A 22,330-nucleotide genomic window follows, 5' to 3' on the forward strand; every position below is an offset into this window, starting at 1 on the left:
AGATAGATGTTTTTCAGTTTCAATTTATGAATTTTTCTGAAAAACAAAAAGCCAGCGTTTTTAAACACTGGCTTTCCTTTGTAATTTTAACCGTATTACAACGATAAGATCTCCGCTAGCTTCATCCAAGCTGGGGTAACTTGCGTAGCATCAATATGTTTAATGGCTTTAGAAAACGGCGTAAACACAATCTCTTTGTTCACTTGTCCAATCATTATTTTCGATTTGCCTTCTAGCAAGCCTTCCACAGCTGCAACACCCAAGCGACTAGCCAAAACACGGTCGGCACACGAAGGGCTACCTCCACGTTGGATATGTCCTAAAACAGAAACCCTAATGTCATGATGAGGGAACCTCTCTTTTAAAACTTCACCAACATTATATGCGCCACCAGCTTCGTCACCTTCGGCCACTACAATAATTTTAGATGCTTTGTCTTTACGACCATGCTCAATGCGATGGATTAAGTCGGCAATTTCTGTTTTAGCTTCTGGAATAAGAATAGCTTCTGCTCCAACGCCAATACCACTTCTTAAAGCAATTAAACCAGAGTCTCTGCCCATCACTTCTACAATAAACAACCTATCGTGAGACTCGGCTGTGTCCCTAATTTTATCTACTGCGTTTACAACAGTGTTGATAGCCGTATCGTAGCCAATAGTTAAATCGGTTCCTTCTAAATCGTTATCTATCGTGCCTGGAAGTCCAATAATTGGGAAATCGTATTCACGAGAGAAAACCTCGGCGCCGGTAAAAGTTCCATCTCCACCAATTACCACTAAAGCATCAATACCACTATCTAATAAATTCTGATGTGCTTTTGCTCTTCCTTCCGGAGTTCTAAATTCGTCGCAGCGGGCAGTTTTTAAAATTGTACCCCCACGTTGAATAATGTTCGCTACAGATTTACCATCCATTGGGATAAAATCGGCATTGATTAAACCATCGTAGCCTCTTAAAACGCCTGTAACTTTCAATTTGTAGTATAAACTACCTCTAACAACGGCTCTAATGGCGGCATTCATTCCAGGAGAATCGCCTCCCGATGTAAGCACGCCTATATTTTGTATCTTGGTCATTTTGCTAAATTAAACTTATCTACGCCACTTTGCAAAAATGCGGCATACTCTTTGGCATTAAATATGGCACCTTGCGCAGGTACAAGCGGGTTTAGTTGGTGATCTACAAGCACGTAGTAAGGCTGAGAATTGGCGCCATATTTAGTAGCTTGAAAATCTTGGTTCCACCTGCCTAGATCATTCGTTTCTCCTTTTAGATATTTTGAATAATGTACTTTATCGGCAGGCATTTTAACTTTTCTTTCATCAACATAAAGTTGGATTAAAATATATTCATCTCTGATGATTTTCCCTACTGCATCATCTATCCAAATATCATCTTCCATTTTTCTACAGTTTACACAAGTCCAGCCTGTAAAATCTAACATAATAGGCTTACCAACCGATTTTGCATAAGCAACACCCTCATCTAAATCGAAAAACACATTAAAGCCATGTGGTGCTGGTAATACATCGCCATGCTTTACCTGTTTTGGAAAATCAAGAGATGCTGTTGATGCCGCTGCACCTTTATGTTCTCGGAGAATAAAATCTTGAGTGTGCATAGGCGGCGCAAGGCCACTTAAAACTTTTAATGGAGCTCCCCATAAACCGGGTACCATATACACAGCGAATGAAAGCGAAAGAATAGCTAGCATTAGTCGGGGTACACTGATGTAAGGGAGGTCGCTATCGTGCGAAAATTTGAGCTTGCCTAATAAGTAGAAGCCCATCATTGCAAAAATTACGATCCATAGTACTAGGAAAATTTCTCTATCAAACCATTCCCAGTGCCAAACTAGATCTGCTGATGATAAAAATTTCAGAGCTAACGCTAGTTCTAGGAAACCTAAGCATACTTTTACGCTATTTAGCCATCCGCCAGATTTAGGCATGCTGTTTAAAAAGCCAGGGAAAATTGCCGACAAAGTAAATGGTAAAGCTAAGGCTAAAGCGAAGCCGAACATGCCAACGGCTGGAGCTAAAATTTCACCTTTGGCACTAGCTTGTACTAACAGTGTACCAATAATTGGTCCTGTACAAGAAAAAGATACCAAAGCTAAAGAAGCCGCCATGAAGAAAATGCCACCTAAACCGCTACTGTTATCTGCTTTTTTATCAATTTTATTAACGAAAGAACTTGGTAAGGTAATTTCAAATGCACCAAAGAAGGAGAATGCAAAAAAGACAAGCAATAGGAAAAACAAGATGTTGAAGATACCGCTGCTGCTTAGCTCGTTTAGCATTGAAGATCCGAATGCTAAAGTGATGATTAGGCCTACAGCTACGTAAATAACAATAATAGAAAGTCCGTAAATAACAGCTTTCATAATGCCTTTCTGTCTACTTTCGGCTCGTTTGGTAAAGTAGCTTACTGTTAATGGCACCATTGGAAATATGCAAGGCATCAGGAATGCTAAAAAGCCTCCTAAAAGTCCTTCAATAAAGGTTTGCCATAAAGTTTTCGTTTTATTATCGGCATCGGCAGCCGTGGTAACTTTATCATCCGTTTTTACTGAATCTGCTGCTTTTGCAACGGCAGTATCGGGTTTAATATTGTTGGCTACACTGTCTTCTTTTGAGCCAATGGTGGTGAATTCAATCTCACCCATATCAACGGTGGTAGTGTCTTCCTGCGTTTGCCGAGCACTTGCCTGGTCGATATTAAATACCGTGAAAAGTGCTAATAAAAGCACCCATGATAAGTTTAGTTTCTTCATTTGTGTGTTGTGTGAAGCCGTGAAATTAGCGATAATTTTCTATTTATCAGGTCAGTTGCACATCATAAAGCAGTACGTCAAACTATTGGAATTTTAAACGGAACTTCCTCGGCGGGTAAACAGCTTTTATCGCTGCAAGCCATAAACTCTAAAACACCACTTACTACAACCTTTGGTTTAAGCAGTTTTATCTTTTGCTTAAATACCACTTCATTCTCGAAATAACTCAGTTTTCTTTGAAGTACTTTATCGAATTTAGTGACTGGCTTTGGTGCTAGAGTTTTTCCAATTAGACGGTAAGAAGATGATGGTATAAAACTGAAGCTTGTTTTTGTTGGCCCTTCGGAAACTTGCATTGCGTAAATATGCCAACCACGTGCGACCGTAGCCTTGATATAAACTTCTGCTTCTTGCTTATTTATTTTCTTTGCAAAATACGACCATTTCACGGGTTTATGTAGCTGTGCGAAGGTAGTGCCGCTAGATAAAAGTAAAATAAAAAGTAAGAGTTTCTTCATGCGCAAATCAAAATGAAAGAGGAAGTAATGTCAGCCACTCTTCCTCTTCAATCAGTTCTATTTTACAGGAATGCTGAAACTTACCTCGCTAGGCGGTAAACATTGTTTATCATCACAAACCATAAACTCTACTTTGCCTTTTACAGTAGTAGCGCCTTTGTTCAATTTTATTTTTTGGGTGAAAACAACCTCGTCTTCGAAATAGCTTACATCCATTTTAAAAACCTTTTCATATTTAGTGATAGGTTTTGGTTCTGTCGTTTTACCTACCAAACTGAAATCTTTTGAAGGGGTAAACGAAAATTCAGTTTTGTTTGGACCTCCTGGTTTCAAGTTTTGAGAGTAAAGATGCCAATTAGGTTCAATATTAGCCTTGATGTAAAGCGTAGCTTCATTTTTTCCGGGAGTTTTTTTAGCTGCGTACTGCCAAGTTACCGGGTTTTCTAATTGGGCAAATGCACTAATGGTTGTCATTACCACCATTGCAATAATTAAAGTGATTTTTTTCATGTGTTATATAAGTTAGTTAGTCAAAATTCAATTTAAATAAAAGCGACTTCTTTAAAGCCAAATTCTAGCGTTTTTCCATCTAAAGGTTTAATTTTCAGTAAACCCTCGTTGCTTATCCCTTCTATTACCCCTTCAAAAACCTTACCACCTGCGGTGTAACTCGCAACTTGGTTAAGTCTGTAGAGCTTACTAACGTACAGATCTTTTAAGTTAGCATACTTGCCTGCACGCAATTTAAGATAAAGCTGTTCAATTTGCGTGCAAATCTCATTTAAAAGCGCCATTAAATTTACATCTTGTTGTAAAATTTGCGATATAGATATTGATTTGAGTTTTAAATCGCCTTCAAAATCTATCTGATTAATATTTAAACCTATGCCAATAATGCTGTGTTTAATATTACTGCCAACAATAACGTTCTCTATTAAAATGCCGCCAACTTTCCTATTTTCAACATAAATGTCGTTTGGCCATTTGATGCTTAGCCCAACAGGCAAATACCTCAGTAAAACATTGTTTAAAGCAACTGAAACTGCTATGTTCAATAAAAATTGTTCTGTAGCTTTGAGGAAATTTGGCCTTAACAACAAACTGAAGGTCAAATTTTTTCCAGCTTCTGCAATCCACTCGTTATTCATTTGTCCTCTGCCTGCAAATTGGTGGTCTGCCATAATTACAGTACCTTCAGCTAGTGGCTCGGAATTTGAAGCTAGCTTCTTTAGATAATTATTGGTAGAATCAACCGCTGATAATTTGATAAGATTTTGACCAACAAATAATGTTGAAAAAGTGTTATTTTGCAAGAGTTGATTTTTATAATTTGTTGAAGACCAAAATTAATTTTTTTAATGGTAAAAAAGAAAAATGCCAACCTTTCTACATACCTATCTGAAATAGCCGTACACGGTATTCAGGAAAAAAAAGGGAACGATATTGTGCGATTGGATTTAAGGGAACTGAGCAGTTCGGTTTCCGATTTTTTTGTAATCTGTAATGCAGATTCTTCTACCCAAGTGAAGGCAATAGCCGATAGCGTAGAGGAAGAAGTCTACAAACTAACCCAAACCCATCCTTGGAAAAAAGAAGGACAAGACCACGCCGAATGGATCATTTTAGACTATTTGGACGTTGTAGTACATATTTTTAGAACCGAAAAACGTGATTTTTACGGCATAGAAGATTTATGGGGCGATGCCGAAGCTACCACATTCAAGAGTGCATAACCCCTCAAAACATTTAATTAACATGACACAAGAGAACAATCCTAACGATAAGCAAAAGCCTTCTAAACGACTGCCTAACATCCCTAAAAGACCTCAAAAAACACCTAAGTTTAATATTTTTTGGGTTTATGCCGCCATTATTGTAGCGCTTATTGCTGTTAATTTTTTATTTAATTCTGATACAGCAAAGCCAATTAGCTATAAAACTTTTGAAGAGGAAATGCTTATTCCTGGCGATGTACAGAAATTGGTTACCTACAAGGCAGACGATGTTTTAAAGGTTGAAGTTTATTTAAAAGAGAATAAGAAAGAAGACCCGAAATATAAAAAGTACAAAGGTAGAACGGGATTTGGAAAAGAAACAGGACCTATTGCGGTGTTTAATGAAGCTTCTGCCGATATGTTGGCTAAAAAGTTGGAGAAATCTCAAGCTAACATTCCGCTAGAAAATCAAGTTCCTGTAGAAACAGAATCAAGATCTAATGCTTGGGCTGGAGTTTTCTTGAACATCATCCTTCCATTGTTATTGTTCGCAGGTTTATGGATTTTCATGATGCGTCGCATGAGCGGTGGCGGCGGTGGCGGTGGCGGCCAGATCTTCAATATTGGAAAATCTAAGGCTACTTTGTTCGATAAAGAAAGTCAAGTAAACATTACGTTTAACGATGTTGCTGGTTTAACTGAGGCTAAACAAGAGGTAATGGAGATAGTAGATTTCCTTAAAAACCCTAAAAAATATACCAATTTGGGAGGTAAAATTCCTAAAGGTGCGCTATTGGTAGGCTCGCCAGGTACAGGTAAAACCTTATTGGCAAAAGCGGTGGCAGGCGAAGCACAAGTGCCATTTTTCTCACTTTCAGGTTCTGATTTTGTGGAAATGTTTGTGGGTGTAGGTGCTTCTCGTGTACGTGATTTGTTCAGGCAAGCCAAGGATAAAGCGCCATGTATCATCTTTATTGATGAGATTGACGCTATTGGTAGGGCTAGAGGCAAGGGCAATATGATGGGTGGTAACGATGAGCGTGAAAATACCCTGAACCAATTGTTAGTTGAAATGGATGGTTTTGGAACAGATACGGGTATCATTATCATGGCCGCGACTAACAGAGCTGATGTGTTGGATAATGCTTTGTTAAGACCAGGCCGTTTTGACAGACAGATCTATGTTGATATGCCAGACATTAACGAGCGTAAAGAAATATTTGGTGTACACTTAAAACCAATTAAGTTAGAAGATAATATCGATATCAATTTCTTGGCAAAACAAACTCCAGGTTTCTCTGGTGCTGATATTGCCAATCTTTGTAACGAAGCGGCGTTAATTGCGGCGAGAAAAGGTCACGAATCGGTAACTAAACAAGATTTCTTAGATGCCGTGGATAGAATTATCGGTGGTTTAGAAAAGAAAAATAAAATCATCACTAAAGAAGAGAAAAGAGCAATTGCTTTCCACGAAGCGGGTCATGCTACGGTTTCTTGGTTGTTGCCGCATGCGCATCCTTTAATTAAGGTAACTATTGTTCCTCGTGGACAATCGTTAGGTGCAGCTTGGTATTTGCCAGAAGAAAGAAGTATTACCACTACAGAGCAAATTTTAGATGAAATGTGTGCTACAATGGGTGGTAGAGCTGCAGAAAAAATTACCTTCAATAAAATTAGTACTGGTGCATTAAGCGATTTAGAAAAAGTAACTAAGCAAGCTTATGCAATGGTTTCTATGTATGGTTTAAATGATAAGTTAGGTAACATTTCTTATTACGATTCTCGTGGTCAGGAAAGTTTTACCAAACCTTATTCTGAAGCCACAGCTAGAATTATTGACGAAGAGGCTAGTAAAATTATTGAAGAGCAATACCAAAGAGCATTGCAAATTTTGACTGACAACCAAGAGAATTTAGGTAAGTTGGCAGAAAAGCTATTAACATCTGAAGTAATCTTCAAAGAAGACTTAGAAGAAATTTTCGGAAAACGTCCATCTGACAGTGAAACAACCGAGTTGCTGGCAGAAAATGTTCCTGCAGAAGAATTGGTGATTGAACCTACTCCGATAGCAGAAAATAAGGACATTCCTGATAACGAAAATAAAGGCGTTAGCCACTAAGATTTTATCCCGAGGTAACTCGGGATTTTTTTTGCTCGAACACTATCATATCTTTGCAGAAATGAAAGACAATATCACGCCGAAGGAACTTATGCTAAAAAAGATAAGAAAAGCGCTACTAGAAAAGCGTGACAACCCTTATCCAAATTTAGAGGAAAGTCCTTTATATCAACAGAACGAAGAGGAGCTGGAGATTTTGTTTGCAGAGCAATTAACTGCTGTGGCTGGTAATTTTATCTTCTGTGAAAACGGTGTCGATTTCGTTGAGAACATCCTTGATTTGGCGGATAAATATAAATGGCGTAAAATTTACTGTTGGGAACCTGAACTACAGGCTTTACTTAGTGCTTACGAGTTTCCATTTTACCAGACCGATAAAGATTTTGAACAAGCTGAAGTTGGTATTACTACCTGCGAAGCACTGGTTGCGAGAAATGGTTCGGTAATGGTAAGTAACCAAAATGCAGCTGGAAGAAGGTTGAGTATTTTTCCCCATCATCATATTGTGATTGCAAGAACCGGACAATTAGTACTCGATCTAAAAGATGCTTTTCAATTGCTGAAAAACAAATATGGCAATCAAATCCCATCTATGATTAGCAATATAACAGGGCCAAGTCGTACTGCCGATATCGAGAAAACTTTAGTGTTAGGTGCACACGGCCCTAAAGAACTTTTTGTGTTTTTAATTGATGATTTTTCTTAAAGTATTTTGTTCTATCGCATAACAGTGTTACATTTATACTAAATACCAAACTGGTTTAAAGTAAATACTACTGTTTATATGAACAAAATTCAATCGGTAATTACCGGTACAGGGAGTTATATTCCCAAAAATGTCATCTCTGGAAAACATTTTCTTACCAACACTTTTTTTGATGGCGGGGTTAAAATTGATAAGGAGAACGAGGAGATCATTCAAAAGTTTGCCGATATCACAGAAATCAACGAAAGACGATACATCAGCGACAATCAGCTTAACCACGATATTGGCACAATAGCAGCGCAACTCGCAATTGAAGACGCGGGCGTTGATAAAGAGACATTAGACTATATTTTATTCTGCCACAACTTCGGCGATGTAAAAGCTGGTAGCAACAGGGTTGATATGCTGCCTGCACTAGCAGCTAAAGTGAAGGTTCAATTAGGCATTGCCAACCCAGATTGTGTGGCTTTCGATATCATTTTCGGCTGTCCAGGTTGGGTGCAGGGGATGATCCAGGCAGATTATTTAATTAGATCTGGCGATGCCAAAAAAGTGCTGATTATTGGTGCTGAAACCCTTTCAAGAATTGTTGATTCGCACGACCGCGATAGTATGATTTTCGCTGATGGCGCAGGTGCGACTATTTTAGAGGCCAAGTCAACTGACGATAATACGGGAATTTTAGCTCACAAAGCGCAAACTCACGCTAGTCATGCAGATATGCTGATTATGGGCGGCAGTAGTAACCCAGAAGAAGTGAATGGCAATGCCTATATCAAAATGAAAGGACGTAAACTTTATGAGTTTGCTGTAATTACAGTTCCACAATTGGTAAAACAAGCAATTGATAAATCTGGGGTTGATATCAAACAAATCAAAATGGTTTTCATTCACCAGGCTAATGGTAAAATGGATCATGCCATTATGAAACGTTTGTTTAAGCTTTATGGCGAAGATACCGTTCCTGAAAAGTTAGTACCAATGACAATCTCTTGGTTGGGTAACAGCTCGGTTGCTACAGTACCTACACTGATAGATCTGGTATTAAAAAACAAAGTTGATGGTTACCAAATCCAAAAAGGAGATCATGCTGTTTTTGCTTCTGTAGGTGCAGGAATGCACATCAATGCGATAGTTTATAAGTTTTAGGGAAAGATAATAGTTCTAGGTGGGTGTTGATCATTCGCCTAGAATAACGATGCGGTATTGCCACCTAAAAGCAATCGCTTTACTTTAAAAAGTACCTTTCTATAATATTTCCAATATCTTCTACCTCATCGTTCTCTTCAATCACCGGTTCATCGGTTTTATAATCGATACGAACCCACTTTTTGCCATTAAGTTTGGTAATGAGTAGATATTCTTCTGCCATTTTGAAAATGGTAAAGGTGTTGTCTTCTTCGGCAACTACTTCGTAAATAGCACCTCGAAGTTTGAACTGAAAACTATCTTCCATTGCTACAATTCCTCTTCGTAATCCTCGTCTTCATCTTCTTCTGGCAGCTCTTTGTAAGCTTCAATCAATTTGCCCAAAGCACTTACTTCTTCGTCTGCTTCAAAAACTGGCGTACCTGTTTCTCCATCAAATTTAATCCACTGTTCTCCATCATCTTTCTGGATTTGAAGATATTCCTTTCCATCTTTATAGATGGTGTAGGTTTCTTCTCCCTCTGGGAAAACGGCGTAATTGATGTTATTAAGTTCTAAATCGAAAGGCTGCATATAAGTTGTAGGTTATAAGTAATAAGTTTTAAGTTATGCCAAAAGGTCTCTAATATCATCTTTTGATAAAGATTTAAAGAAACTTTCTTCTGTTGTAATCAACGAGCTAGCTAAAGATTTCTTACGACGTTGCAAAGCCAAAATCTTCTCTTCCACTGTATCTTTAGAGATGAATTTATAGATAAAAACCTTTTTCTCCTGACCAATACGATGTGTACGGTCAATCGCTTGTTGCTCTACCGCTGGGTTCCACCATGGGTCTAAAATAAAAACGTAATCTGCTTGTGTTAAATTCAAACCAACACCACCAGCTTTTATCGAGATTAAGAAAACACGTAAATCTTCATTCTGCTGGAAATCTGCCACAATTTCGCCTCTATTTCTGGTGCCACCGTCTAAGTAAGCATAGCTGATTTGTTCCTTTTCCAGATGCTTTCTAAAAATATCTAAGTGCTTCACAAACTGGGAGAAAATTAAAACCTTGTGCCCACCTTTTAGCACGTTATCCAGGGTGTGCATCACGTTTTCGAACTTCCCAGAGTCTGAGGCATATTCCTCATCAATCATTACCGGATGGTTGGCCAACTGGCGCAAAGCCGTTAATCCCTGCAAAATTTGGATTTGCTTTTTGGCGTAAGTGCCGTTATCCATGCTGCTCAGCAAATCGTTACGGTAAGCCGATTTTGTCTTTTCGTAATAAGCCGCTTGGTCCTCACTCATATCGCAATAGAAAATATGCTCCGTTTTAGGTGGCAACTCCGACGCTACCTGTTCCTTCGTTCTACGCAATACAAAAGGCTTGATGATAGCTTGCAGTTTCTTCGCTTTTTCTTCATCCTTGCGCTTTTCAATGGCCTGCACATACTCCTCGTTAAAGAAAGCTTGTGTGCCCAACAATCCCGGATTTAAGAAAGTCAACTGCGTCCATAAATCGCTTACCGAGTTTTCTATAGGCGTACCACTAAGCACCAATTTATGTCTCGATTTTAGCATCCGCACTGCTTTAAAAGACTTAGAGGATGGATTTTTAATGTTCTGACTTTCATCGAGAATGATGTAGTTGAAGTAAAATCCCTGCAATAAATCTGCATCTACACGGGTAACACCATAAGTGGTCACAACCACATCGTATTTGTCGAAACGGGCAACATCTTTATTTCTGTTAGTGCCAGTATGAGATAATATTTTTAAAGATGGCGTAAACTTCTTCGCCTCGTTAAGCCAGTTGTAAATTAAAGAAGTAGGCATCACAATTAGCGAAGTGCTGTGCGTATTTTGCTGCACATCTTCCTCCTTCATTTTTTGCAACATGGCCAATGTTTGGATGGTTTTACCCAAACCCATATCATCAGCCAAGCAGCCACCAAAATTATATTCACGCAAAAAGCTAAACCAATTGTAGCCTGCCTTTTGGTAATGACGCAAATCGCCTTTAAAATTTTGTGGCATGGCAAAATCAGCGATGTCTTCAAAATCGTTAAGCTTTTGCAGCTTGCGGTCTAAAGTTACATTGGCAATGCTATCTTCTGCCAAATCGTTAATTAAACCAAGATGGAACTTTTTAAGCTTCAAATTTTTACCAGCATCAGCTAAGCTAAACAAGCTGCTGTATTGCGTAAACCACTTTTCTGGAATTACAGCAATATCGCCATCTGGCAAAACAAACTCCCTTTTTTTATGAAGGATATGTTGTTTTAACGAAATAAAAGGAATTGGGTGGATGCCGAAATACACAATGGCGTTAATGTCGAACCAATCATTATCTTCCTTAATTTCGAAATCAATTTTATTGCTGCCCAACACAAAACGTTTGGCACTGTTGGCTTGCTCCACAGCAAAACCTTGCTCTTTTAAAATATCAATATGCTCGTTTACCCAGCTGATAATGGCATAAGAAGCATCGTGGTTTTCACTTAAAGTTGGCAACTCTAAATGATGAAAAAGCGCACTTACTTTCTTCAAACCCAAGCCTGTTAAAAAACTGAACTGTTGTTTTTCCCAATCTATATTTCGTTTTACACGGTGGAAAGTATAGTCTGGATTGTCTGCATTGCCATCCTTTGTTAGACGAACGGTAACCTTGTGCTCGTTGCCCATGGCAAAAGAATATTCGCCATACTTAAAATAAAGCTGTATTTGCGAAACCCCATTCTCTACATAAATTACCTTAATGGTTGCTTTTGGCTCGTACTTTTCTGTCTTAATTTCGAAACCTTCTGCGTAAACGTGGTACTTCTCAATTAGCGGCGCCACAAACTTTTCGAAGTAAGTTTCTTCCGTAGCTTTTGGTATGGTTATGTATCTTTTATTGAGAAAAGGCGTAAGTTTTTTGCCTTCAAAATCTTGCTCGAAGAAATACATCACGTCATTTAACAGCAACCAAGCTGGCTGATTGCAAATCACTTGCGCTTCCTTAAACATGAAATCGATGCGTAAACCTTGGTATTTAATGGTTGGAAAATAACGCGTTTCTACTTCATTTCTGCGGAAGTGAAACAAAATAGTAGCAGCTTCGGTAGCCAATTCTATCTTGCGTTCTGCAGGCCAGCCGTCTTTGTCCATCAGGTACAAACCGCCCTTGGTTTTTAGCACCTCTAAAACCTCTACCAGCTTCTTTTCTATCTTTGGACGTACGCTGTCGTAAAATTTCTGGTCGTATATTTTGCTGAAAAACTCGAAAGGTCTAACTACTTTTTTGTGGTACTTTTTAATGATGAAATCTTGTTCGGTTTCATCCAAAATTTTGATGAGCTTAAAATCTAAATCTGTAAGGTGTTTAGCAAACTCTTGTGCTGTATGCGTAAACAAACGCTGGTAGGTAAGCGAGAAATCGCCCTGCGGATTTAGCTGAACAATGTGCGGCTCAATTAAATAGCCCAGATAATCGTGTTTGCATAATGAATACACGATTTGACAGGGTGCTGAACTATTTACTCGTAACATTGCTTAAAGGAAAAATTTATTAAAAGGTACGCTGATAAAAATTTCTAAACTTACAGCAAATACTTGTTTTTTCAAAGCAAAAGCAAAAAACGATGTTTGATTTTTATAGCGCTTAAATTATTTGAAAAGCAAGGCTGGTGCTGCTATTTTTCGTTCATCCCGCCATTCGCTTTACTTGGGGCAAACACACAGGTTTGCCCCAACGTGCTCGCTGCTGTCGGGTTTAATTTACAACCGTTTGCGCAGAAGAACCGCGTCAATCTTGCCCACCATATTGTATATAAGGTTTACAAAGTTCAAATGTCTTCGCGTTCTTTGCGAAAACTTCCCAAAACTTTGCGGTTATTATTTTAAACGCAAAGAAAATAAGAGTTACGCAGAGAACGCAAAGCTGATTTGAAAACATTGCAAGTTGTTCCTAATTTCAGAAGCTTTTGTTAATTAAACCCGATTGAAGTGGATGCCGATTTAAGCATCTGTTTTTATTGTTTTAAAGTATGCTTGCTTGTTGCACAGGTTCATCGGCAGTAACAAAAAGCGGGGCTGCATTTGCCAAGAAATACTGACATTCTTTTCCTAAAAACTCAACATCTACACTAAAATCTTTAAAAAACTGGTGCCCGTTGGTCGAAAAATTACAGGCGTTGGTCTAGGGTTAACTGCTTGTGGTATAAAACGCCGATAAGTGCTGAAACGTTTTCGATTTGGTGTCGTCTTATATTCGAAAACATCCTGAATAGGTTGACAATTAACAGAAAATCAAAAAGATAAAAATATTAAGATTATGAAAACTTCTATTAAAAATTTATTCGTGGTAGCATTAGGTTTAGTAACAATGACTACTTCTGCATTCGCAACTGACAGCATTAAAGAGAATGCAAAAAACAGTGCAAGCGCTAACAAAGTAACCATCTTAAACGAGGTAAAAAACATCAACAAAATTGTAGCAACTGGTAACGTTGAAGTATTTGTGGTGCAGGCGCCAACAGAAAGTGTAAAAGTGTACGATAGCTACTATTCGAAAAATGCTTTGGTACAGCAAAAAGATGGTGTGTTGCGCATCAGTTCTTTCGAAAAGGAGCCTTTATCGGTAACGGTTTATGTACGCAACATCTCGGCTATTGAGGCTAGCGAAAATGCAACGGTAAAAACCTACGGAAAAATTAACTTCTTAAGCTTAGACGTATTGTTGAAAGATAAGGCTACGGCAGAAATTAATGCCAACACGGTGAACCTTTTCACTTCGGTAAATGACCAAGCGAGCTTAAAGTTAAGCGGTTCTACAGAAGAGCACTTTGCTTTGATGGGCACATCGGCAAAAATGACTACAGGTAACTTTGTTGCAGGTACATCGGATGTGAAATCTATTGCTCCAACTTACAGAGCACAAACAAAAGTAGTTGCAAATACTTTAGAGGCAATTGCTGCAAATGATGCAATGATTTTAGGAAAATAAAATCCGCTCCCGTAATAGGGCTCTACATAAATGTAAAAGGCAGTTCAATTGGTGGATTGCCTTTTTGTTTGTAATATAGACTTACGAAGTTTGCGAAACTTCGTAAGTCTTTTATTTAAGTCCCCTTTAGGGGATTTAGGGGTTGGTTACAAATCAAATTTTATACCCTGCGCCAATGGCAAAGTATTCGAGTAATTAATGGTGTTTGTTTGTCTGCGCATGTAACCTTTCCAAGCATCAGAACCACTTTCTCTACCGCCGCCAGTTTCTTTCTCGCCACCAAAAGCACCGCCAATTTCAGCACCAGAAGTACCGATATTTACGTTAGCAATACCGCAATCAGAACCTTGAGCAGAAAGGAATTGCTCTGCTTCACGCAAGTTCAAGGTCATAATAGCAGATGACAAACCTTGCGGTACACCGTTCTGTAACGCAATAGCTTCCTCTAAATCGTTGTACTTAATTAAGTAAAGGATTGGAGCAAAAGTTTCGTGCTGTACAATTTCAAAGTGGTTTTCAACCTCGGCAATGCAAGGTTTTACGTAACAGCCAGAACTGTATTCGCGACCTTCTAACACACCACCTTCTACTACAAATCTGCCGCCTTCTGCCTTACATTTTTCAATAGAAGCGAGGTAAGCTCTAACTGCATCTTTGTCAATCAGCGGACCTACGTGGTTATTTTGGTCTAACGGATTGCCAATACGCAGCTGTCCGTAAGCTTTTACCAATTTTGCTTTGAAAGTTTCGTACACACTCTCGTGGATAATTAACCTACGTGTGCTGGTGCAACGTTGTCCGGCAGTACCTACAGCGCCAAAAACAGCGCCAATTAACGACATATCTAAATCGGCATCTTTTGAGATGATAATGGCGTTGTTACCACCTAATTCTAAAATGGTTTTGCCTAAACGGTTGGCCACTTGCATGGCTACTGCCTTACCCATTCTGGTAGAACCTGTGGCAGAAACTAAAGGCACACGAGTATCGGCGCTCATTAATTTTCCTATTTCGGCATCGCCGATGATTAAGTTAGAAACTCCTTCTGGGATATCATTTGCAGCAAAAACTTCTTCCGCTATGCGCTGACAAGCGATTGCTGTAATTGGTGTTTTTTCTGATGGTTTCCACACGCAAACATTGCCGCAAACCCAAGCTAAGGCTGCATTCCAAGCCCAAACCGCAACAGGGAAGTTAAAAGCAGAAATAATGCCTACCACACCTAGTGGGTGCCATTGTTCGTACATGCGGTGGTTTGGTCTTTCGCTGTGCATGGTTAAACCATATAATTGACGCGATAAACCTACTGCAAAATCGCAGATGTCAATCATTTCCTGTACTTCGCCCAAACCTTCTTGCAAGCTTTTGCCCATTTCGTAAGAAACCAACGTGCCCAAAGCAGTTTTTTGTTTTCTTAACGCATCGCCAAACTGACGTACAATTTCGCCACGTTTAGGCGCAGGAATTTTGTTCCAATATTTATAGGCGTCTTGCGCAGTGCTGATGACGTGTTCATATTCTTCTAACGAAGCTGCAAAAACAGATGAAATTTTTTCTCCATCAACCGGCGACATGCTGTGAATGTGCTCGCCATCTGCTGTGTGGCTCCATTTGCTTCCGGTGCTATATGAAGGGTTAAATCCGGCAATGCCTAATTGTGCTAATACTGAACTGATATCTGGTTTCATAATACTATATTTTAATCGGATGTATACAAATCAACAAAAAATAAGATGATTTCTTTCCTTAAATTGTATAAAAGTAAGTAATATCGATGTTGATTTTACCATGAAGGAATTAAGAAAACATTAAGACTTCTTAATTAACCTTAACTCCTTTAATGTTTCAAAACTAATTACAATTTTCCTTCCGTCTCGTGTCTATTAAATAAACGATTTTCCAGCTATCGCCAACTTTAACCAACTGAAATGAATTTACGCCACAATGGCTAAACTTTTCTCCAATGTAGAATTTATAGTCTGTCCATACGCTGGCCAAATTTGCATCTACCAAGATTTTAGTAAACACAATTCTCTCATCGTAAATTTCTGGATGAGGTTTGGCAATGCTTGCTACGAATGAGTTCAAATCGGAACCTTTTACTACCGCATTTCCATCTTTTGTTTTGCCAATGGTTTGCAAAATCGCCCCTTGGTTAAAAGCTCCTCTAACTAATGTGCTGTCCGATTTCCGCATACCATCAAACAGTTGGTTGATGGTTTTTTTGATTGCTTCTTCTTCATTGTTTTGTGCAAAAGCTGCTGTGGTTGTGGCGCAAATTAATAGCGCTAACAATATTTTCAATTTATTCATGACTTTGATGTTACCTTTTTAAAACTAAATATATCGAAATTTGTAATAAGTTAAGAAGACCCCCTGCCAAGCGGTCGCAAACGCATCCACATCCAAACCTGCCTAAATCTTTTATTTTGAAACATTTGAATAGTGTAGTGTTTGTATGTTGATAATTATTTTATCGCCTTGTTTAAGAATTAACGTAAACTTATAATGTAAAACTAAGCAACAGGGCTGTTCTTTTAATATTCAAAAACATGGAAGAAGAATTTGAATTTGATTTTAATGAAGATGCGCAACATTCTGTAGAACGTTATGAAGAGATGATCCGTAATGAGGATCAGTATTTTTTTGATGCGCAAGCTTTTGAATATATCATAGATAACTATATTGAAAAGAACGATCCCGTAAAGGCATTAGAGGTAATTGATTTTGCAGTAAGTCAACATCCCTATGCGGCGGTTTTCTTAATTAAACAGGCACAGCTGTTATTGTTTACCAATGAGGTAGATAGAGCTTTTGCTGCTTTGGAAAAGGCCGAAATGTTAGAGGCTTCGGAAGCAGATATCTATGTGCTACGAGGTAATATCTACCAAAATATGGACCGCCATGCAGAAGCGCTAGAAAATTATGAAAAGGCACTTACACTGGCTGAAACTACCGATGAAATTTTATTGCAGATTGCCTATGTGTATCAAAATATGCACGATTATGAGAATGCAATAGTTTACATCAAGCGCAGCTTAGAACAAAACATGGAGAATAAAGACGGGCTTTACGAGCTTGCTTTTTGTTACGATATTTTGGATAAGCAGGAAGAAAGTATCCAGTTTTACCAGGAATATATTGATAGCGACCCTTATTCTTATGCTGCATGGTACAATTTGGCAAATTCTTTTCATAAGCTAGAACTTTACGAAAAATCTATCGATGCCTATGATTATGCGATTTTGATTAAGGAGAATTTCTCATCAGCGTATTTTAATAAAGGTAATGCCTTAGTGCAGTTAGATAAGTACGAAGAGGCTATTGAAGTTTACAAACAAACTTTTGAATACGAACCGCCTAATGCCGACACTTATTGCGCTATTGGCGAATGTTATGAGAAGCTGGAGCAAATGGACGAAGCAAGGTCTTATTACAAGAAATCTGTAAAAATGGATCCCAAGATGGCAGATGCTTGGTTCGGAATTGGTGTAACTTTGAACTTCGAGGAGCGATATTTCGAGTCGCTGCATTTCTATAAAAAAGCCTTAGATCTTGATGATGAGAATGCTGATTTCTGGTTTGCAGTAGCAGATTCGTATTACAAATTAGGTCAGATAGATGAATCTATTGAGGCTTATTACAAAGTACTAGAGTTCAATCCGGTTGATGTAGAAGCTTGGCTAGATTTTTCTACTGTGTTGTACGAACAGGGGAGGTTGTTGGAGGCCTCTGAAACGATGTTGGATGCCATCAAAAATAATCCAGATGCAGCAGAATTATATTACAGAATGGTTGCTTATATGTTTGCTTTGGGTAAAGGTCAGGAAGGTATAGATTACTTGGAAACAGCCTTGGCGATTGATCCAGATAAGCACTACATCTTGTTCGAATATTTGCCACAATTGTCAAATAACAGCACAATTGTGACAATAATCAGTAAATACATCAAATAAAAAGCAAAACTTAACATTTGTTGGTGCATAAAAGAAGGCGGAGTTTTTTAACTTTGCGCCGATAAATCTTTGCTCGATAGGTTAGTTGATTGAAAACTTTCTTGTTCGACAGTAAGGGACCATCTATTCGATGGGATACAATAACAAATTTAGATGAATTATATTTTAAACGACATTCCTGAACGTACAAGCAAGCCACGCCAAAAGGGATTAACCATGGTAATGGACAAAGGCTTAAGTTTAAGGCAGGTTGAAGATTTTATAGAAGTAGCTGGCGTACATACTGATATTGTAAAATTGGGCTGGGCAACTTCTTACGTTACCCCAAATTTAAAAGAGAAATTGGCTTTATACCGTAGTGCTGGTATTCCGGTTTATTTTGGAGGTACGTTATTTGAAGCATTTGCTATTCGAAATCAGTTTGAAGATTACCAAAGAGTTTTAGATAAGTTTGGGATGGAATTTGCTGAAGTTTCAGATGGTTCTATGGACATTGTTCACGAAGAAAAATGTGAATACATTGCTAAATTAGCCAAACAAGTTACTGTAATTTCTGAGGTAGGTTCTAAAGATGCAACCAAGATTTTTGCACCATATAAATGGATCCAATTGATGAAAGCTGAAATTGAAGCTGGATCTTGGAAGGTAATTGCTGAAGCAAGAGAAGGTGGAAATGTTGGTATTTATCGTGGTACAGGCGAAGTGAGAGAAGGTTTGGTAGATGAAATTTTAACGCAAATTCCAGATGAGCGTATCATTTGGGAAGCACCACAAAAAGAGCAGCAAGTTTGGTTTATCAAGTTAATTGGTACCAATGTAAACTTGGGTAATATTGCGCCAGCAGAAGTAATTCCTTTAGAAACTATACGTTTGGGTTTACGTGGCGATACTTTTGATTATTTTTTAAATAAATAATAACAGATTTTTAACAATCCGTACTTAACCAGTATGGATTGTTGTGCTTTTACGATATGAGAACTTTTGGTTTAATAGGCTTTCCGCTTTCCGCATCTTTTTCGAAGCAATATTTTGCAGATAAATTTAAAGACGAGCAGATCATAGATTGCAAATACGAGCTGCATCCAATACCACAGGCAAAAGAGGTACTCGATTTAATTGAGGCAGATCCTTTGCTTTGCGGCTTAAATGTGACTATTCCGCATAAAGTGAGTGTAATGCCTTACATTGATGAACTAGACGATGCAGCTGAAAAAATTGGTGCTGTAAACTGCATTTCAATCGATCAGTCTGGAGAAAAACCACTGTTAAAGGGATATAACACCGATGTTTATGGATTTGAAGTCTCGTTAAAGCCTTTGTTAAAGCCACATCATACCAAAGCGCTAATTTTTGGCGATGGCGGCGCAGCAATGGCAGTAAAGTATGTTTTCAATCAACTGAATATTCCTTTCATTTCGGTAGTAAGAAATGCACAGCCTAATGCAGTGTTGTACTCTAGCGTAACCAAAGAAGTTTTAGAAGAGTACACCATTTTAGTGAACACTACGCCGTTGGGTATGTTCCCGAACGTAGATTCGTTTCCACCAATTCCATATCAGCATTTAAATGAACAACATTTAGCTTACGATTTGGTTTACAACCCAGAAGAAACGGCTTTTTTAACCAAAGTAAAAGCGCAAGGAGGAACCATAAAAAATGGTTTGGAAATGCTACATTTACAAGCAGAGCGTTCTTGGGATATTTGGAATGCCCCAAGTCCTTAAGCGGCGCTAATGGCTATATTGTTAAATTGCTTTATTGTTTCACTGTGAACTGGAAACTGAAAACTATTTTTTGCTTGATCTTATCCATAGCGCTATTATCGGCCTGTGGCGGCGAAAAAGTGGCTACGCCTAAGCCTAAAGGTTATTTCCGTATCAATTTTCCAGAAAAGAAATATCAGTCTTTTAATGATGGATGTGCGTATAGTTTTAGTTATCCAACTTATGCGCAACTAACGGATGATTTTGATAAAAATGCAGCACCTTGCTGGAAGAATTTGAATTTCAAGCAATTTAATGGTGTACTACACATCACTTATTACGATGTTTTTTCGCTAAAAGCCTATAACGAAATGACGGAGAATGCTCGTAGTTTAGCCATGAAACACACCATCAAGGCCGATGCTATCGATCAGCGTATCATCAACTATCCTGATAAGAAAGTTTACGGAATTTATTACAGCATCGCTGGAAATACTGCTTCTTCAGTTCAGTTTTTCCTAACGGATAGTGTAAACCATTATCTGCGTGGTGCGTTATATTTCAACGAACGTCCACAATACGATTCTATTCAGCCAGTAGTTAAATTTATTAAACAAGATATCGATAAGCTGATAGAGACCTTTCAGTGGAAGAAATAGCCTCTCTAAATCTCCCAAAAGGAAGACTTTTAATTTGACTATTAGTCGTAACTCGTAAATCTAAAATCGTAAATCAGATGATTAATTTAAAGCTTTTCACCTTCAACCCCTACCAAGAAAATACTTACGTTTTGTTTGATGAAACAGGCGAATGCGTAATCATAGATCCAGGAATGTACGAAGGACACGAACAAAATAAGTTAGTGAATTTCATTACAGAAAAAGGCTTGAAACCTGTTTTACTATTAAACACACATTGTCATATAGACCACGTATTGGGTAATAAATTCGTTTTCGATCAATGGGGATTAAAGCCTCAATTTCATAAAGGCGAATTACCGTTGTTGCATCGAGTAGTAAGTTATGCACCGCAAATGGGTTTCCAGTACGAAGTTTCGCCAGAGCCAGAAATATTTTTGGAAGAAACAGGTACAGTTTCATTCGGTAACAGCCAGCTAGAATTGATTTTTGCGCCAGGTCATTCGCCTGCACACTTGTGTTTTTATGCTAAACAAGAGAACTTTCTAATTGGTGGCGATGTATTGTTTTTCCGTAGCATTGGTCGCACAGATTTACCTGGTGGTAACCATCAGCAATTGATAGAAAGCATAAAAACTAACGTTTTTGCATTGCCAGATGATTGTGAGGTTTTCCCGGGTCACGGACCGAGTACAACCATTGGGTACGAAAAAGTGAATAATCCGTTTTTGGTGGGGTAGAAGAAGCCTTGCGAAGGTTACGTAGTTAAAATTTTAGAGTCTATTAGACAATCTTCCACCATTAAACCCTCCGCCTTTTTCCCTATCTTTGCCCGTAGTGAACACCGCCTTTTACATAGCTCGCAGATATCTCTTTGCAAAGAAATCAACCAATGCCATTAATATCATTTCGGCAATATCTATGTTGGGTGTAATGGTCGGTAGTGCTGCTTTGGTCATTATCCTCTCCGTATTTAACGGGTTTGAGGAAATGGTGCTCAAGATGTTCAATAGTATTACCCCGCAAATTTTGGTTGCGCCAGCTCAAGGCAAAACCTTTGATCCGAATACAGCCTATTTTAATCAGTTAAAAAAAGACGAAAAAATCTATTCCTTTACCGAAGTTCTGGCAGAAAATGCTTTGGTAAGATATGGTGAAAAGCAAACACCGGCAATTGTAAAAGGGGTAAGCAGCGATTTTCTCAAAAATAGAAGCTTAGACACCATTGTGGTAGATGGAGTTTTTGTCTTGGAGAACAAGGTTGCGCAGCCACAAGCGGTACTAGGTTCGGCCTTGCAAGCTTTTTTGGATACCAACCCTGCCGATCCGTTTGAGCAGTTGCAAATCTATTCTCCTAAAAAAGGTGCCACAGGTAGTTCAGTCAACCCAATGGATGATTTTACCATGTTGAGTATATCGCCTGCAGGTATTTTTGAGATACAGCAAGATTTTGATAACCTTTTAATCGTTCCTCTAGATTTTGCCCGCGAACTACTTGGCGAGCCAACCAACGTATCGGGTATAGAAATAAATGTACAGCCTGGGGTAGATGTAGAAAAGTTGAAACAAGAGATGTCCGAAAATTTGGGCACTAATTATATCGTAAAAAACAGGATCGAGCAAAATCAAGCTTTGTATAATCTTTTGGGTTCCGAAAAATGGATGGTGTACATCATTCTCACCTTTATTTTAATCATCGCAATTTTTAACATCATTGGCTCGTTAACCATGTTAGTAATCGATAAGCAAAAAGATATATCGGTGCTCAGTAGCCTTGGTGCTGGTAAACAGTTAATTAGAAGAATTTTTTTAGCCGAAGGTATGATGATAACACTTACAGGTTGTATCTTTGGGGTGTTAACAGCATTGATTTTTTGCTTGCTACAACAGCGTTTTGGCTGGGTAAAAATGGGAGATGCCAATTTTATGTTCTCTAATGCTTACCCAATTGCGCTAAAATGGAAAGATTTTGTGCTAGTTTTTGTCACCGTTAGCTTTTTTTCTTTTATAGCTGCGGGTTTGGCATCAAATTTAAGTGTTAAAAAGATAGATCGTATTAATAATGATCTTTAAGC

At 38.4% G+C, this 22,330-nt stretch carries 21 protein-coding genes; 11 read left to right on the plus strand and 10 right to left on the minus strand.

The annotated features are described in order from the left end of the window. Positions 1–95: 95 nt before the first annotated feature. The 5 genes from pfkA to AC23ME_RS03760 all read right to left on the minus strand — a co-directional run bounded on the left by pfkA (position 96) and on the right by AC23ME_RS03760 (position 4,610). Positions 96–1,079: a 6-phosphofructokinase gene (pfkA, locus tag AC23ME_RS03740; RefSeq protein WP_487726403.1), complete on the minus strand. Its 984-nt coding sequence runs from the start codon at positions 1,077–1,079 to the stop codon at positions 96–98. Then, a complete protein-coding gene (locus AC23ME_RS03745) occupies positions 1,076–2,779 on the minus strand; it encodes a protein-disulfide reductase DsbD family protein (protein ID WP_487726404.1) in 1,704 nt (567 codons plus the stop codon). Before AC23ME_RS03745 ends, pfkA begins: the two co-directional genes overlap by 4 nt. 77 nt (positions 2,780–2,856) lie before the next feature. Next, positions 2,857–3,297, minus strand: coding sequence for a protein-disulfide reductase DsbD domain-containing protein (locus AC23ME_RS03750; protein WP_487726405.1), 441 nt, complete (start codon positions 3,295–3,297; stop codon positions 2,857–2,859). Positions 3,298–3,354: 57 nt separating this feature from the next. Further along, positions 3,355–3,807 (minus strand): protein-disulfide reductase DsbD N-terminal domain-containing protein, encoded by a 453-nt coding sequence (locus AC23ME_RS03755; RefSeq protein ID WP_487726406.1) that lies wholly within the window; start codon positions 3,805–3,807, stop codon positions 3,355–3,357. A 32-nt stretch (positions 3,808–3,839) separates the two neighbouring features. After that, positions 3,840–4,610 (minus strand): biotin--[acetyl-CoA-carboxylase] ligase, encoded by a 771-nt coding sequence (locus AC23ME_RS03760; protein WP_487726407.1) that lies wholly within the window; start codon positions 4,608–4,610, stop codon positions 3,840–3,842. A gap of 45 nt (positions 4,611–4,655) precedes the next feature. Between AC23ME_RS03760 and rsfS the strand changes: the two genes are divergently transcribed. From rsfS to AC23ME_RS03780, 4 genes are all read left to right on the plus strand, one after another. After that, complete coding sequence (gene rsfS, locus AC23ME_RS03765) at positions 4,656–5,030, plus strand: ribosome silencing factor (RefSeq protein WP_308848597.1); 375 nt, start codon at positions 4,656–4,658, stop codon at positions 5,028–5,030. Positions 5,031–5,052: 22 nt separating this feature from the next. Next, positions 5,053–7,131 (plus strand): ATP-dependent zinc metalloprotease FtsH, encoded by a 2,079-nt coding sequence (ftsH, locus tag AC23ME_RS03770; RefSeq protein WP_487726408.1) that lies wholly within the window; start codon positions 5,053–5,055, stop codon positions 7,129–7,131. 61 nt (positions 7,132–7,192) lie between these two features. After that, positions 7,193–7,837, plus strand: coding sequence for a LutC/YkgG family protein (locus AC23ME_RS03775; RefSeq protein ID WP_308848595.1), 645 nt, complete (start codon positions 7,193–7,195; stop codon positions 7,835–7,837). Between the two features lie 78 nt (positions 7,838–7,915). Next, a complete protein-coding gene (locus tag AC23ME_RS03780; RefSeq protein WP_487726409.1) occupies positions 7,916–8,986 on the plus strand; it encodes a 3-oxoacyl-ACP synthase III family protein in 1,071 nt (356 codons plus the stop codon). Between the two features lie 79 nt (positions 8,987–9,065). On the opposite strand, the gene AC23ME_RS03785 is transcribed toward AC23ME_RS03780, so the two are convergent. The 3 genes from AC23ME_RS03785 to AC23ME_RS03795 are packed head-to-tail and all read right to left on the minus strand — an operon-like array spanning position 9,066 to position 12,502. Then, the gene (locus tag AC23ME_RS03785; protein WP_487726410.1) at positions 9,066–9,293 is read right to left on the minus strand and encodes a hypothetical protein; all 228 of its coding nucleotides are present in this window, start codon (positions 9,291–9,293) and stop codon (positions 9,066–9,068) included. Between the two features lie 2 nt (positions 9,294–9,295). Next, positions 9,296–9,559, minus strand: coding sequence for a hypothetical protein (locus tag AC23ME_RS03790; protein ID WP_487726411.1), 264 nt, complete (start codon positions 9,557–9,559; stop codon positions 9,296–9,298). 33 nt (positions 9,560–9,592) lie between these two features. Beyond that, positions 9,593–12,502 (minus strand): DEAD/DEAH box helicase, encoded by a 2,910-nt coding sequence (locus tag AC23ME_RS03795; protein ID WP_487726412.1) that lies wholly within the window; start codon positions 12,500–12,502, stop codon positions 9,593–9,595. 784 nt (positions 12,503–13,286) lie between these two features. On the opposite strand from AC23ME_RS03795, the gene AC23ME_RS03800 reads away from it, so the two are divergent. Next, positions 13,287–13,958: a GIN domain-containing protein gene (locus AC23ME_RS03800; protein ID WP_487726413.1), complete on the plus strand. Its 672-nt coding sequence runs from the start codon at positions 13,287–13,289 to the stop codon at positions 13,956–13,958. A gap of 146 nt (positions 13,959–14,104) precedes the next feature. Here AC23ME_RS03800 and amaB read toward each other — a convergent pair whose 3' ends face one another. Together amaB and AC23ME_RS03810 are read right to left on the minus strand one after the other, a co-directional pair. After that, a complete protein-coding gene (gene amaB, locus AC23ME_RS03805; protein WP_487726414.1) occupies positions 14,105–15,646 on the minus strand; it encodes an L-piperidine-6-carboxylate dehydrogenase in 1,542 nt (513 codons plus the stop codon). A 163-nt stretch (positions 15,647–15,809) separates the two neighbouring features. Further along, positions 15,810–16,271: a nuclear transport factor 2 family protein gene (locus AC23ME_RS03810; RefSeq protein WP_487726415.1), complete on the minus strand. Its 462-nt coding sequence runs from the start codon at positions 16,269–16,271 to the stop codon at positions 15,810–15,812. Positions 16,272–16,510: 239 nt separating this feature from the next. Between AC23ME_RS03810 and AC23ME_RS03815 the strand changes: the two genes are divergently transcribed. The 6 genes from AC23ME_RS03815 (at position 16,511) to AC23ME_RS03840 (ending at position 22,328) form a co-directional block, all read left to right on the plus strand. Further along, positions 16,511–17,914, plus strand: coding sequence for a tetratricopeptide repeat protein (locus tag AC23ME_RS03815; protein WP_487726416.1), 1,404 nt, complete (start codon positions 16,511–16,513; stop codon positions 17,912–17,914). 153 nt (positions 17,915–18,067) lie between these two features. Continuing rightward, the gene (locus tag AC23ME_RS03820; protein ID WP_487726417.1) at positions 18,068–18,829 is read left to right on the plus strand and encodes a phosphosulfolactate synthase; all 762 of its coding nucleotides are present in this window, start codon (positions 18,068–18,070) and stop codon (positions 18,827–18,829) included. A 56-nt stretch (positions 18,830–18,885) separates the two neighbouring features. After that, positions 18,886–19,638 carry a shikimate dehydrogenase family protein gene (locus tag AC23ME_RS03825; RefSeq protein WP_487726418.1) on the plus strand — a complete coding sequence of 251 codons (753 nt, stop codon included), beginning with the start codon at positions 18,886–18,888 and terminating at the stop codon, positions 19,636–19,638. 65 nt (positions 19,639–19,703) lie between these two features. After that, positions 19,704–20,276, plus strand: a complete 573-nt coding sequence (gldD, locus tag AC23ME_RS03830) for a gliding motility lipoprotein GldD (protein WP_487726739.1) — start codon at positions 19,704–19,706, stop codon at positions 20,274–20,276. 77 nt (positions 20,277–20,353) lie between these two features. After that, on the plus strand, positions 20,354–20,995 hold the full coding sequence (locus AC23ME_RS03835; protein WP_487726419.1) for an MBL fold metallo-hydrolase: 642 nt from the start codon (positions 20,354–20,356) through the stop codon (positions 20,993–20,995). A gap of 97 nt (positions 20,996–21,092) precedes the next feature. Then, entirely contained in the window at positions 21,093–22,328 is a 1,236-nt protein-coding gene (locus AC23ME_RS03840; RefSeq protein WP_487726420.1) for an ABC transporter permease, read from the plus strand. The last annotated feature ends 2 nt before the right edge of the window (positions 22,329–22,330 follow it).

The organism is Pedobacter sp. T50_32 (assembly GCF_057652195.1).

What these genes read in the sequence shown, in the direction of transcription:
- AC23ME_RS03810 (WP_487726415.1), bottom strand. Translation starts at nt 16,271, where the DNA reads ATGAATAAATTGAAAATATTGTTAGCGCTATTAATTTGCGCCACAACC.
- AC23ME_RS03835 (WP_487726419.1), top strand. Translation starts at nt 20,354, where the DNA reads ATGATTAATTTAAAGCTTTTCACCTTCAACCCCTACCAAGAAAATACT.
- AC23ME_RS03745 (WP_487726404.1), bottom strand. Translation starts at nt 2,779, where the DNA reads ATGAAGAAACTAAACTTATCATGGGTGCTTTTATTAGCACTTTTCACG.
- pfkA (WP_487726403.1), bottom strand. Translation starts at nt 1,079, where the DNA reads ATGACCAAGATACAAAATATAGGCGTGCTTACATCGGGAGGCGATTCT.
- AC23ME_RS03800 (WP_487726413.1), top strand. Translation starts at nt 13,287, where the DNA reads ATGAAAACTTCTATTAAAAATTTATTCGTGGTAGCATTAGGTTTAGTA.
- AC23ME_RS03815 (WP_487726416.1), top strand. Translation starts at nt 16,511, where the DNA reads ATGGAAGAAGAATTTGAATTTGATTTTAATGAAGATGCGCAACATTCT.
- AC23ME_RS03775 (WP_308848595.1), top strand. Translation starts at nt 7,193, where the DNA reads ATGAAAGACAATATCACGCCGAAGGAACTTATGCTAAAAAAGATAAGA.
- AC23ME_RS03780 (WP_487726409.1), top strand. Translation starts at nt 7,916, where the DNA reads ATGAACAAAATTCAATCGGTAATTACCGGTACAGGGAGTTATATTCCC.
- AC23ME_RS03755 (WP_487726406.1), bottom strand. Translation starts at nt 3,807, where the DNA reads ATGAAAAAAATCACTTTAATTATTGCAATGGTGGTAATGACAACCATT.
- AC23ME_RS03785 (WP_487726410.1), bottom strand. Translation starts at nt 9,293, where the DNA reads ATGGAAGATAGTTTTCAGTTCAAACTTCGAGGTGCTATTTACGAAGTA.
- AC23ME_RS03825 (WP_487726418.1), top strand. Translation starts at nt 18,886, where the DNA reads ATGAGAACTTTTGGTTTAATAGGCTTTCCGCTTTCCGCATCTTTTTCG.
- rsfS (WP_308848597.1), top strand. Translation starts at nt 4,656, where the DNA reads ATGGTAAAAAAGAAAAATGCCAACCTTTCTACATACCTATCTGAAATA.
- AC23ME_RS03790 (WP_487726411.1), bottom strand. Translation starts at nt 9,559, where the DNA reads ATGCAGCCTTTCGATTTAGAACTTAATAACATCAATTACGCCGTTTTC.
- ftsH (WP_487726408.1), top strand. Translation starts at nt 5,053, where the DNA reads ATGACACAAGAGAACAATCCTAACGATAAGCAAAAGCCTTCTAAACGA.
- AC23ME_RS03820 (WP_487726417.1), top strand. Translation starts at nt 18,068, where the DNA reads ATGAATTATATTTTAAACGACATTCCTGAACGTACAAGCAAGCCACGC.
- AC23ME_RS03750 (WP_487726405.1), bottom strand. Translation starts at nt 3,297, where the DNA reads ATGAAGAAACTCTTACTTTTTATTTTACTTTTATCTAGCGGCACTACC.
- AC23ME_RS03795 (WP_487726412.1), bottom strand. Translation starts at nt 12,502, where the DNA reads ATGTTACGAGTAAATAGTTCAGCACCCTGTCAAATCGTGTATTCATTA.
- amaB (WP_487726414.1), bottom strand. Translation starts at nt 15,646, where the DNA reads ATGAAACCAGATATCAGTTCAGTATTAGCACAATTAGGCATTGCCGGA.